The following is a 12,135-nucleotide window of genomic DNA, read 5'->3' on the forward strand; positions in this document are numbered from 1 at the left end:
GTAAAGGAGAACAGCATGACAACCCCCTTGCCCGGGAAGCCCGGCGAGTGGCGCTATCCGGCGCTGATGGCCGGCACGCTGATACGCCGCTACAAGCGTTTTCTGGCGGATGTGCGGCTGGATGACGGCCGGGAGGTGGTCGCTCACTGCCCCAACACCGGAGCGATGACCGCGGTCAACAAGCCCGGCTGCCGGGTGTGGCTTGAGCCAAACGATAACCCCAGGCGCAAGCTGGCCTGGACCTGGGAGCTCATTGAGCTGCCCGCTGAAGGCGAGGGCGTGGCCACGGCTTCGGTGAACACCGGCCGCGCCAACCGTATTGCCGAACAGGCTCTCGGCAGCGGCTTGATCGAGCCGCTTGCCGGCTATGCCCGCTTGAAGCGGGAAGCCAAAGTGGACGATGCGCGGCTGGACTTTCTGCTCGACGACCCGGCGCTGGGGCGGGCCTACGTCGAAGTCAAACAGGTGACGCTGAAGGAAGCCGACGGCCTGGGGTATTTTCCCGATGCGGTGAGCGCGCGCGGCACCCGGCACCTGCGTACTCTGGCCCGCCTGGCACGGGAAGGACAGCGGGCGGTGCTGCTGTTTTGCGTGGCGCACGAGGGCATTGCCAGCGTCGGCGCGGCGGCGCACATCGACCCTGCCTACGCCGAAGCGCTGGCGGCGGCCGCTGCCAGCGGCGTGGAGGTGCTGGCCTACGGCGTGCGCTTCAGCCGAGCAGAGGGCGTGCCGGTGGCCGTGGCGCTCGAGCGGCGTCTGGACGTGCGGCTCTAGCGCTCGATGAAGAAGCGCTGAATGAAGCTCACCGTCTCGGGCTCGGCGTTGCGGTCGGCGCGAACCTTGAGAGAAAAATGCATCGGGGCGTCGTGCTCCAGGCGGAAGGTCGCCAGCTGGTAGACCGCGCCGTCGTCACGTACGGTGCGAAAGTCCAGGGTGTCGGGCGCCTCTTCCAGCAGGCCTACCTGGCCCTTGACCTGGGCGTTGACCGGCCGGATGGCGCCGTCATCGCGGTATTCGCGAACGCTGACGTTGACCAGGCCCAGCCCGGCACTGCGCTGTATACCGTAGTCCTGCGCGACCTCCGGGGTTAGAAAGCGAGTGTCAACCGCGCTGTAGTGAATGACGTAGTTGCCGGCGCGCTGCTGCTCGCCGTAGACGCCAAGAGCGACCAGGCACAGGGCCAGGCATGCCGTGATGCGGATCAGCCAGCGTTTCGCCATGACAGCGTTCCTCCTCGGTAATGCAACGTTCGGGACTCTTGTCTTCGCTGCTGGGCCCTATGACTGCCGGCGGACGCGAAAAATCGCGATTTCGCCGAACAGGTTGGGCCACCAGCGAGATGTCCAGTGGCCCCGATGGTTGCCTACGCCCACCGCGCGGTCAACGATGACCAGTCCCTGATCGCGGCACAGGTGCTCAAAGTCGTTGAAGGTCGAGAGGTGGATGTTGGGCGTGTCGTACCAGGCATAGGGCAGCGACTTGGATACCGGCATGTACCCGCGTAGCCCCAGGTGCACGCGGTGGCGCCAGTAGGCAAAGTTGGGAAAGGTGATGATGCCCTCGTCGGCCACGCGGAGCATTTCGTGAAGCATCAGGTCCGGGCGGCGCAGGGCCTGAAGCGCCTGGGTCATGATCACCTGATCGTAGCTCTGGTCGTGGAAGCTTGCCAGGCCGTCGTCGAGGTTGTGCTCGATGACGCTCACCCCCCGGGCCACGCAGCCGGTGATGCCGTCGCTGTCGATCTCCAGGCCGTAGCCGGTTACCCCCTTGTGCCGGGCGAGCGCCTCCAGCAGCACGCCGTCGCCGCAGGCCAGGTCGAGTACGTGGGCGTTGGGGGCTATCCAGTCATAAATGATGGTGAGATCGGCGCGCATCATGGCCGGGGCTCCTCTGACGTATCCTCGGGGCCCGACGCCGGCGCTACCCGCTGCAGGAAAGCGCTGAAAATCGCCCGGTAGCGCGGCTCGGGCAGCAAAAAGGCGTCGTGGCCGTAGGGCGAGACGATGTTGGCGTAGCTGACTCGCTTGCCGGCGTGGATCAGGGCGTCGACCAGCTCCCGGGAACGCGCCGGGGGGAAGCGCCAGTCCGAGGAAAAGCTCAGTATCAGAAACGGACACTGCGCCGGGGACAGCGCTCGGGCCAAATCGCCGTCGTGGCTGGCAGCCGGGTCGAAGTAGTCCAGCGCCTTGGTCATCAGCAGGTAGGTGTTGGCGTCAAAGGTGGTAGAGAAGGTGTCGCCCTGATAGCGCAGATAGGATTCCACCTGGAACTCCACGTCGAAGCCGAAGTGCAGGTCATTGCTGCGCAGGTCGCGGCCGAACTTGGAGCCCATGGCGTCTTCCGACAGATAGGTGATGTGGCCCACCATGCGCGCCAGCTTCAGCCCGCGCTTGGGCACCGCGTCGTGCTCGGCGTACCGGCCGGCGTGAAAGTCGGGGTCCGAGCGGATGGCCTGGCGCGCGACTTCGTTGAAGGCGATATTCTGGGCCGAAAGCCTGGGCGTGGCGGCAATCACCGCCGCGCTGGCAATGCGCTCGGGATAGTCGATGCTCCACTGCATCACCTGCATGCCGCCGAGGCTGCCGCCAATCACGGCGGCAAAGCGTTCGATTCCCAGCCGGTCGGCCAGCCGCGCCTGGCTGTGCACCCAGTCGCTGACCGTGACCACGGGGAAGTCGGGCCCCCAGAGACGGCCCGTTTCCGGGTTGTGGCTCAGCGGACCGGTGCTGCCGTGGCAGCCGCCGAGGTTGTTGACCGACACTACGAAAAAGCGGTTGGTGTCCACCGGCTTGCCCGGGCCGATGTAGGCGTCCCACCAGCCGGGCTTGCGATCGTCCGAATGGTGATAGCCTGCCGCATGATGGTGGCCGGACAGCGCGTGGCAGACCAGCACGGCGTTGCTGCGCTCGGCGTTGAGCCTGCCGTAGGTTTCATACACCAGATCGTAGGCGGGCAGGGTTTTGCCGCAGGCAAGTTCGAGCGGCGCAGCGAAGTGGGCGACCTCGGGGGTAACCAGCCCCACCGAGTCCGGCGGCAGCTGGCGCTCCGGGTCGGCTGAACGTGAATCAGGCATGAAAGATCGTCGTGTCAGGTAAAGAAATCGTGGCTCGGAACGTCATAACCCTACCAGCCTACCGGAAATGCCGGCGGCGCGCGTCAGCGCACCCACGACCAGCCCATCCAGCAGGTTGATGCCGATGAAGACCACAATCGGCGAAAGATCGATCATCCCCAGCGGCGGAATGACGCGACGCACCGGCGCCATGATCGGCTCGACCAGCTGCATGACCAGAAGTGCCCCGGGGTGGCTGGCGTTGGGGGCCACCCAGCTGAGGATGATCATCACGATGAGCGCAAAAAAGTAGATCTTGAGGATGGCGCCGAGAATCGCTGCCACTCCGGCAATCAGCACGCCGCCCAAGGGCGGGATACCGATACCGATGATCATGAAGATGGCGATGATGCCAAGCACCTTGAGCACAAAGCCCGCCGCCAGGGTGGCCAGGTCGAAGCGCCCGGCCACGGGGCCAAGAAACTGTTGAAACGGCTGTACCACTGGCTGGGTAATCTTGACCACCGACTGGCTCATGGGGTTGTAGTAATCGGCTCCCGATGCCTGCAGCAAAAAGCGCAGCATGAGAATGAACAGGTAAATGCCGATGAGCGTGTTGATCAGCATTAGCCCGGCGTTGCCGAGTTGGGTGCCCATGGTGAAATCTCCGTGGTGGTAGCGGGTGCAAGTAGGTTGTCGGGTGTATCGGCACGGCGGTCAGCGTTCGCCGCTCAGCTCGGCGGCCATCTGCCGGGCACGCTCGGCGCAGGCCTGTATGGCGTCATCCATGGCCCGGCGCAGGTTGGCGTCTTCGAGCGTGGCGATGGCGCGCTCGGTGGTGCCCCCCGGCGACATCACGTTCTGCTTGAGCGTGGCCGGGTCGTGCTCGCTCTGCCCGGCCATGGTGGCAGCGCCCAGCGCCGTTTGTATGGCCAGCCGGCGGGCGGTGTCGGCGGGCAGGCCGAGCCGAACGCCGGCGTCTTCCATGGCTTCAAACATCAGGAAAAAGTAGGCCGGTGCGCTGCCGGACACCGCGGTGACGGCGTCGAGCAGCGACTCGTCGTCGACCCACTCGACCAGGCCCACGGCCTGCATCAGCCGGGTAGCGGTGTCGCGCTGGGCGTTACTGACGCGATCGTTGGCGTAAAGGCCGCTGGCTCCCTGGCCGACCAGCGAGGGGGTATTGGGCATGCAGCGCACCAGGGCATTGCCGCCGCCGAGCCAGCCGTCGATGGTCGTGGCATCAAGCCCCGCGGCAATGGAAATGATCAGCGGGCGCGCCTGCTGCACGCTCTCGGCAAGCCCCTGGCATACCTCGCGCATGAGCTGGGGCTTGACCGCCAGCACCAGCACGTCGGCCGTAGCCGCGGCGGCGGCGTTGTCGGCAGTGGTGCGAATGCCCAGGCGTGCGCCGATGTCGGCCAGCTGATCCCGGTCGGGCGCCGTGGCGGTAATAGAGTCTGCGGCGGTACCGCTCTGGGTCAGTCCGCCGATGATGGCGCTGGCCATGTTGCCCGCGCCGATGAATGTTATTTGGGTGTCCATGGGGTTATCCTGATGTCATTATCCGAAGCGTTAGCGGGAGCCAAAAACGGCAGTGCCGAGCCTCACCAGCGTCGCGCCTTCCGCGACGGCGGCCTCAAGGTCGCCGCTCATGCCCATGGAAAGCGTATCCAGGGGCGCATCGAGGGTTCGCTTGAGGTCATCCAGGCAGGTGCGCAGCTCGGCCAGCGGCCGGCGCTGGGCGTCGAACGTCTCGGCCGGCGCGGGAATGGCCATCAGGCCGCGAAGCGACAGGCCGGGAAGCGCCGCCACGGCCCGGGCAAGCTCGCCGAGCGCCTCGGGCATGACGCCGGACTTGGAGGCCTCGCGGCTGATGTTGACCTGCAGGCAGATATTGAGCGGCGGCAGAGCGTCCGGGCGCTGTTCGCTGAGGCGGCGGGCGACCTTGAGGCGATCCACGCTGTGCACCCAGGCGAAGCGCTCGGCGACGGCGCGAGTCTTGTTCGACTGCAGCGGGCCGACGAAATGCCAGACGATGTCGTCCAGATCGTCAAGCTCGGCCTGCTTGTCCAGGGCTTCCTGCAGATAGCTTTCGCCAAAATGGCGCTGATCGAGGCGGTGGGCATGGCGGATCGCCGCTGCCGGCTGTGTCTTGCTCACCGCCAGCATGCGGGCATCGCCCGCCGGCCGGCCGGCGCTTTCAAGGGCGCGGGCCAGGCGCTGGCGCACGCGGGCAAGAGAGTCGGAAAGGGCGTCGTTTGTCATGCTCAACACATTACCGTAGCTGGGGAAAAAATGGATATTACTGAACTGCTGGCATTTGCGGCAAAGCAGAACGCCTCTGACCTGCATCTGTCGGCCGGCTTGCCGCCCATGATACGCGTTGATGGCGACATGCGAAGGCTGGATGTGCCGGAAATGGATAATACCGCCGTGCGCCGGCTGATCTACGACGTCATGAATGATGACCAGCGCCGGGACTACGAGGAGCACCTGGAGGCGGACTTCTCGTTCGAGCTGCCGGGCGTCGCGCGCTTTCGCGTGAACGCTTTCAACCAGGCGCGCGGGGCGGGCGCGGTCTTTCGTACCATCCCAAGCGAAGTGCTGTCCATGGAAGATCTGGGCATGGGGGAGGTGTTCGAGCGGCTCGCCATGCTGCCGCGGGGGCTGGTGCTGGTCACCGGCCCTACCGGGTCGGGCAAGAGCACAACGCTTGCGGCCATGGTTGATTACGTCAATCGCCATCGCCACGAGCATATTCTGACCATTGAAGACCCGGTGGAATTTGTCCACGAGAGCAAGCGCTGCCTTGTCAACCAGCGCGAAGTGCACCGCGATACCCGCAGCTTTGCCGATGCCCTGCGCAGCGCTCTGCGCGAAGGCCCCGACGTGATTCTCGTGGGCGAGCTGCGCGACCTGGAAACCATTCGCCTGGCGCTGACCGCGGCCGAGACCGGCCATCTGGTGTTTGGCACGCTGCATACGACCTCGGCGGCCAAGACCGTTGACCGTATCATCGACGTCTTCCCCGGGGCGGAGAAAGGCATGGTGCGCTCGATGCTCTCCGAATCGCTGCAGGCGGTGATTTCCCAGACGCTGCTCAAGCGCGAGGGCGGCGGGCGCGTGGCCGCCCACGAAATCCTCGTGGCCACGCCGGCGGTGCGCAACCTCATCCGCGAAGACAAGATTGCCCAGATTCACTCGGCGATGCAGACCGGCGGGAGCCTGGGCATGCAGACGCTTGACGCGGCTTTGATCAAGCTGGTGCGACAAGGCGTTATCGGCCGCGAGCAGGCGCAGTCCCAGGCCAAGGCACCGCTGGCGCTGTAAGGCGTCGGGCAGGGGCAGCTGCCAGGGAAGGCGCACGGAGTCTTGCGCAAGCAGCAAGAAAAGGAGGGCATATGGAAAGCACCGCCGACGCGTCAGCGGAGCAGCTGGTTCACACTTTGCTGACGACCATGATCGAGCGCCAGGCATCGGACCTGCTGATTTCCGTTGGCGTGCCGCCCACGCTGAAAATGCCGACGGGGCTGGAGCCCGTCACCGCGCAGCCGCTGGATGTCCAGCAGGTTACCGATCTTGTCATGCACGTTTTGCCTGCGGGGCTGCACGATGAGTTTGAGCAGACCCGGGAGGTCAACTTTGCGCTGAGCCTGAGCGGCACCGGGCGTTTTCGGGTGAATGCCTTCCAGCAGCGTCACCAGGTAGCGATGGTGGTGCGTCGCATTGCGCTGGAAGTCCCCCCGGCTTTCGACGTTGGGGGTGCCCGGCTCGCTTGCCGGCCTGGCGCAAAAAAGGCGCGGTCTGGTACTGGTGGTGGGCGGCACCGGCACGGGCAAGTCGACGACGCTGGCGGCCATGATTCAGGAACGCAACGAAACCGTCGGCGGGCATATTATCAGCATCGAGGACCCGATCGAGTACATACACCCGCACAAGCGCGGTATCGTCAATCAGCGCGAAGTGGGCATCGATACCGAGTCGTTTGAGGCAGCGCTGAAAAACACCCTGCGCCAGGCGCCGGACGTGATCCTGATCGGCGAGATCCGTACTCGGGAAACCATGGAGCACGCGCTGACCTTTGCCGAGACGGGTCACCTGTGCCTGGCCACGCTGCACGCCAACAACGCCAATCAGGCGCTGGATCGTATCCTGCACTTTTTTCCCTACGAGCAGCACGAGCAGATCCTCACGGATTTGTCGCTCAATCTGCACGCGATTGTGGCTCAGCAGCTGTTGCCCACCCCGGACGAAGCGCGCTGTGCGGCCGTTGAAATCATGCTGCGCTCGCCGCGCATTGCCGATCTGATCCGCAAGGGACGCATCGGCGACATCAAGGAAGCCATGGCCCGCTCGCGCGATGGCGGCATGCAAACCTTCGACCAGGCGCTTTGTGACCTGGTGCAGGCAGGCAAAGTCAGCGAGAGCGTAGCGCTGGCCCACGCCGACTCGGCCAACAACCTGCGCCTGATGCTGAAGTTCGGCGCCGAGCTTGATGCCGTACAAAAAGGCGCGACGCTGGAGAGCCGGGTGCCCAGAGGGCTATCCCTGCGCGATGCCGACGACTTTTAGGGAGCCGCCAGTCAGGGGGCATAAACGCCGCCGAGTACCCGCTCGCCTGCTGCGCCGGTGACGCTTGGCAGGTTGCCGGGAAGACGGTTCAGACGGCGGTAAGCCAGCCAGGCGAAGGCGCCGGCCTCGATCCAGTCGGCGGGCCAGCCCCAGTCATCCGCCGAGCGCAGGGTGGCGCGCGGCAGGTGAGCGGCCAGCCGGCGGCATAGGTCGGCGTTGTGCGCCCCGCCGCCGCCGATAATCAGCGTAAGTGGCCGGCTGCCCAGCAGCTGGCCAATGCCCTGGGCGACGCTTGCGGCGGTGAGCTCGGCAAGCGTGGCCTGCACGTCCGCCGGGCTCTCCCCGCCGCTCAGGTGAGACTCCAGCCATCCTGGATGAAACAGCTCGCGCCCGGTGCTGCGCGGCGGCGGCTGATGGAAAAACGGCTCCGCCAGCAGGCGCTCGAGCAATGTCGGGTCGACGCTTCCCGAGGCGGCCCAGGCACCGTCTTCATCAAAGCGGCCGTGCCCGTGGCGCTGGCACCAGGCATCCAGCAGCACGTTGGCCGGGCCGGTATCAAACCCCAGCGGCGCGCCGCCGTCCTGGGGCAGCCAGGTAATATTGGCGAAGCCGCCCAGGTTCAGCACCATCCTTTCTTCCCCGGAGTCATGAAACAGTGCCCGATGGAACGCCGGTGCCAGCGGCGCGGCCTGCCCGCCGGCCGCCAGGTCGCGACGGCGAAAGTCTGCCACCACCCGGCAGCCGGTCAGCTCGGCCAGCAGGCTGGGGTTATCCAGCTGCAGCGTATAGGGCGGCCCGCCGCCATGGCCGTCCGGGGCGTGCTCGACGGTTTGGCCATGGCTGCCAACGGCCGTCACGGCGTCGGCGGCAATGCCGTAGTGCCCAAGCAGCGCCGTTACGGCGCGGGCCTGCAGGTGGCAGAATGCATGCTCTGCGGCGGCCAGCTCGGCAAAGCTGACCGAGTCGGCGTGGCACAGTGCCAGCAGCTGGCCGCGAAGCGTTTCGGGCATGGGATCGGCGTGGGTGGCGAGCAGGCGCGGCGGCGCGTCCGGCGCCAGGGCCACTAGCGCGGCGTCGACGCCGTCCAGACTGGTGCCGGACATCAGGCCAATGTAGAGGGCTGGGTCATTTTCCATAAGGCGGTCCATTTCTCCCGGGCGAAAGCTCAACCACAAAGGCTGGGTATGATAACATCGTGCGCCGTTTATCATCGTCGCCCGCTATCCGGCGGCCTGAACAGTCAGTGGAGAAAAGTCAGTGGAGAAAAAGAGATGAGTGAGGTGGATCAGGCTTTGGCGCTGCTGGCGCGTGGCGCCAATGAAATCCTGCTGGAAGACGAGCTCAGAGAGAAGCTTGCCTCCGGCCGCACGCTGCGCATCAAGGCGGGATTTGATCCCACCGCGCCGGATCTGCACCTGGGCCATAGCGTTCTGCTGACCAAAATGCGCCAATTTCAGGATCTCGGGCACACGGTGATTTTTCTGATCGGGGACTTTACCGGCCGCATCGGCGACCCGTCGGGCAAGAACGTTACCCGCAAGCCGCTGAGCGAAGAGGAGGTCAAGCGCAACGCCGAGACCTACAAGGCGCAGGTGTTCAAGATTCTGGATCCGGCCAAGACCGAGATACGCTTCAACGCCGAGTGGTTTAGCGATCTCAGCGCCGCCAAGATGATCGAGCTTGCCGCCCAGAGCACCGTGGCGCGGATGCTTGAGCGCGACGACTTCGAAAAGCGCTATCGGGCCAACCAGGCCATTGCCATCCATGAGTTTTTGTATCCCCTGGTGCAGGGTTACGACTCCGTGGCGCTGGAAGCCGACATCGAGCTTGGCGGCACCGACCAGAAGTTCAACCTGCTGATGGGGCGCGAGATTCAGAAGCATTACGGCCAGGAATCGCAGGTCGTCATGACCATGCCGCTGCTTGAGGGCCTGGACGGCGTGCAGAAGATGTCCAAGTCGCTGGGTAACTACGTCGGCGTAAACGAGGCGCCCGGCACCATGTTCAACAAGCTGGTTTCCATGCCCGACAGCCTGATGTGGCGCTACTATGATCTGCTTTCACTCAAGTCCAACGAAGCCATCGATGCGCTGAAGCAGCAGGTCGACGAGGGTGCCAACCCCCGGGATATCAAGATGGAGCTGGCCCGAGAGCTGATCACCCGCTACCACGGCGAAGAGGCCGCCGCCACGGCGCACAGGTCGGCAGGCAACCAGCTGGCCGACGGTGAGCTGCCGGACGACCTGCCCGAGGTTGAGGTTAACTTCGAGGGAAGCGCGGAAGCGCCTTTGGCCTCTGTTCTCAATCGCGCCGAGCTGACCCAAAACAGCGCCCAGGCCAAGGACATGCTGAAAAACGGCAGCGTCAAGGTAGATGGCGAAACCGCCGCCAGGGACGCCATGTTGCCTACCGGCCAGGCCTATGTGATCCAGGCCGGTAAAAAGCGCTATGCGCGGGTCATGCTCAAGTAGGCGTGTCCGCCTATATGGCTCATCGCAAAAGGGCCCGGAAAAAAACCCGCCGGGTCCTTGCCAAGCAGCTTTTAAGATCCTATAGTACGCATCCGCTGCCAACGACGCCAAGCCGTCACCGGCGGCGAATGGCCCCAAAAGGCCGGTGGTTTCAGCGAGTTACGCGATTCGAAACAATCGCCGTTGACAGCCGCTCAAAGGCGTGTAGAATACGCCCTCCTCGCAGCAAAACGCGAGACGCTCTTTAACAAGTTGATCAGGTAATTCATGTGGGCGCTTGCCTGGGTGGGTGACAAATCACCTATCGTCAAGGCAAGCGACTCGTCAGAGACCTTCGGGTCTCGTTTGAGACGTTTGATACCTTGAGCCAAGTTTGGTCCGCTTAACGGACTATATGATTGAAACCGAAGAGTTTGATCATGGCTCAGATTGAACGCTGGCGGCAGGCTTAACACATGCAAGTCGAGCGGAAACGACAGGAGCTTGCTCCTGGGCGTCGAGCGGCGGACGGGTGAGTAACGCATAGGAATCTGCCCGGTGGTGGGGGATAACCCGGGGAAACTCGGGCTAATACCGCATACGTCCTACGGGAGAAAGGGGGCTCAGGCTCCCGCCATCGGATGAGCCTATGTCGGATTAGCCAGCTGGTGGGGTAACGGCTCACCAGGGCGACGATCCGTAGCTGGTTTGAGAGGATGATCAGCCACACCGGGACTGAGACACGGCCCGGACTCCTACGGGAGGCAGCAGTGGGGAATATTGGACAATGGGCGAAAGCCTGATCCAGCCATGCCGCGTGTGTGAAGAAGGCCCTCGGGTTGTAAAGCACTTTCAGTGAGGAAGAAGGCCTGGCGGCTAATACCCGCCAGGAACGACATCACTCACAGAAGAAGCACCGGCTAACTCCGTGCCAGCAGCCGCGGTAATACGGAGGGTGCAAGCGTTAATCGGAATTACTGGGCGTAAAGCGCGCGTAGGCGGCGCGATCAGCCGGTTGTGAAAGCCCCGGGCTCAACCTGGGAATGGCATCCGGAACTGTCGCGCTAGAGTGCAGGAGAGGAAGGTGGAATTCCCGGTGTAGCGGTGAAATGCGTAGATATCGGGAGGAATACCAGTGGCGAAGGCGGCCTTCTGGACTGACACTGACGCTGAGGAGCGAAAGCATGGGTAGCAAACAGGATTAGATACCCTGGTAGTCCATGCCGTAAACGATGTCGACCAGCCGTTGGGGTCCTTGAGACCCTTGTGGCGAAGTTAACGCGATAAGTCGACCGCCTGGGGAGTACGGCCGCAAGGTTAAAACTCAAATGAATTGACGGGGGCCCGCACAAGCGGTGGAGCATGTGGTTTAATTCGATGCAACGCGAAGAACCTTACCTACCCTTGACATCCTGCGAACCCGAGAGAGATCTCGGGGTGCCTTCGGGAACGCAGTGACAGGTGCTGCATGGCTGTCGTCAGCTCGTGTTGTGAAATGTTGGGTTAAGTCCCGTAACGAGCGAAACCCTCGTCCCTCTTTGCCAGCGATTCGGTCGGGAACTCCAGGGAGACTGCCGGTGACAAACCGGAGGAAGGTGGGGACGACGTCAAGTCATCATGGCCCTCACGGGTAGGGCTACACACGTGCTACAATGGCCGGCACAAAGGGCGGCGAGCTCGCGAGAGTCAGCGAATCCCGTAAAGCCGGTCTCAGTCCGGATCGGAGTCTGCAACTCGACTCCGTGAAGTCGGAATCGCTAGTAATCGTGCATCAGAATGGCACGGTGAATACGTTCCCGGGCCTTGTACACACCGCCCGTCACACCATGGAAGTGGACTGCACCAGAAGTGGTTAGCCTAACTTCGGAAGGCGATCACCACGGTGTGGTTCATGACTGGGGTGAAGTCGTAACAAGGTAGCCGTAGGGGAACCTGCGGCTGGATCACCTCCTTAACCGATGCGTCATCCGCCCGGCAAGTGCCCACAATGAATTGCCTGATCGCTGTGCCCCTGAGCAGTCATAAGCCCCGTGAACCGTCACGACGCTTATGACTGCT

10 protein-coding genes, 1 rRNA gene and 1 pseudogene are annotated in these 12,135 nt (G+C 63.9%); 5 read left to right on the forward strand and 7 right to left on the reverse strand.

Annotated features, from left to right (window positions below; translation table 11 throughout):
• Positions 1 to 15 precede the first annotated feature (15 nt).
• Positions 16 to 774 (forward strand): DNA/RNA nuclease SfsA, encoded by a 759-nt coding sequence (sfsA, locus tag P1P91_RS02975; RefSeq protein WP_311884417.1) that lies wholly within the window; start codon positions 16 to 18, stop codon positions 772 to 774.
• On the opposite strand, the gene P1P91_RS02980 is transcribed toward sfsA, so the two are convergent.
• From P1P91_RS02980 to P1P91_RS03005, 6 genes are read right to left on the reverse strand one after another with little or no spacing between them, the layout of a single operon-like run.
• Positions 771 to 1,220 carry a DUF4426 domain-containing protein gene (locus tag P1P91_RS02980; protein ID WP_311884418.1) on the reverse strand — a complete coding sequence of 150 codons (450 nt, stop codon included), beginning with the start codon at positions 1,218 to 1,220 and terminating at the stop codon, positions 771 to 773. The two genes, sfsA and P1P91_RS02980, sit on opposite strands and share 4 nt — an antisense overlap.
• 57 nt (positions 1,221 to 1,277) lie before the next feature.
• Entirely contained in the window at positions 1,278 to 1,874 is a 597-nt protein-coding gene (gene metW, locus P1P91_RS02985; protein ID WP_311885671.1) for a methionine biosynthesis protein MetW, read from the reverse strand.
• A complete protein-coding gene (gene metX / locus P1P91_RS02990) occupies positions 1,874 to 3,073 on the reverse strand; it encodes a homoserine O-succinyltransferase MetX (protein WP_311884419.1) in 1,200 nt (399 codons plus the stop codon). Before metX ends, metW begins: the two co-directional genes overlap by 1 nt.
• A 42-nt stretch (positions 3,074 to 3,115) precedes the next feature.
• Positions 3,116 to 3,709 (reverse strand): YggT family protein, encoded by a 594-nt coding sequence (locus tag P1P91_RS02995; RefSeq protein ID WP_311884420.1) that lies wholly within the window; start codon positions 3,707 to 3,709, stop codon positions 3,116 to 3,118.
• 60 nt (positions 3,710 to 3,769) lie between these two features.
• Positions 3,770 to 4,597: a pyrroline-5-carboxylate reductase gene (gene proC / locus P1P91_RS03000; protein WP_311884421.1), complete on the reverse strand. Its 828-nt coding sequence runs from the start codon at positions 4,595 to 4,597 to the stop codon at positions 3,770 to 3,772.
• A 30-nt stretch (positions 4,598 to 4,627) separates the two neighbouring features.
• The gene (locus P1P91_RS03005) at positions 4,628 to 5,320 is read right to left on the reverse strand and encodes a YggS family pyridoxal phosphate-dependent enzyme (protein ID WP_311884423.1); all 693 of its coding nucleotides are present in this window, start codon (positions 5,318 to 5,320) and stop codon (positions 4,628 to 4,630) included.
• 30 nt (positions 5,321 to 5,350) lie between these two features.
• Here P1P91_RS03005 and P1P91_RS03010 point away from each other — a divergent pair, with 30 nt between their 5' ends.
• Both P1P91_RS03010 and P1P91_RS03015 read left to right on the forward strand, forming a co-directional pair.
• Positions 5,351 to 6,385: a type IV pilus twitching motility protein PilT gene (locus tag P1P91_RS03010; protein ID WP_311884424.1), complete on the forward strand. Its 1,035-nt coding sequence runs from the start codon at positions 5,351 to 5,353 to the stop codon at positions 6,383 to 6,385.
• A 71-nt stretch (positions 6,386 to 6,456) separates the two neighbouring features.
• Positions 6,457 to 7,627, forward strand: a pseudogene (locus P1P91_RS03015) (PilT/PilU family type 4a pilus ATPase).
• 11 nt (positions 7,628 to 7,638) lie between these two features.
• On the opposite strand, the gene P1P91_RS03020 reads toward P1P91_RS03015, so the two are convergent.
• Complete coding sequence (locus P1P91_RS03020; RefSeq protein WP_311884426.1) at positions 7,639 to 8,763, reverse strand: anhydro-N-acetylmuramic acid kinase; 1,125 nt, start codon at positions 8,761 to 8,763, stop codon at positions 7,639 to 7,641.
• 135 nt (positions 8,764 to 8,898) lie between these two features.
• On the opposite strand from P1P91_RS03020, the gene tyrS reads away from it, so the two are divergent.
• Together tyrS and P1P91_RS03030 are read left to right on the forward strand one after the other, a co-directional pair.
• On the forward strand, positions 8,899 to 10,098 hold the full coding sequence (gene tyrS / locus P1P91_RS03025) for a tyrosine--tRNA ligase (protein WP_311884428.1): 1,200 nt from the start codon (positions 8,899 to 8,901) through the stop codon (positions 10,096 to 10,098).
• 401 nt (positions 10,099 to 10,499) lie between these two features.
• Positions 10,500 to 12,031: ribosomal RNA gene (locus P1P91_RS03030) — 16S ribosomal RNA — on the forward strand.
• Positions 12,032 to 12,135 lie beyond the last annotated feature (104 nt).

Source organism: Halomonas piscis (assembly GCF_031886125.1).
GTDB classification, from domain to species: domain Bacteria; phylum Pseudomonadota; class Gammaproteobacteria; order Pseudomonadales; family Halomonadaceae; genus Vreelandella; species Vreelandella piscis.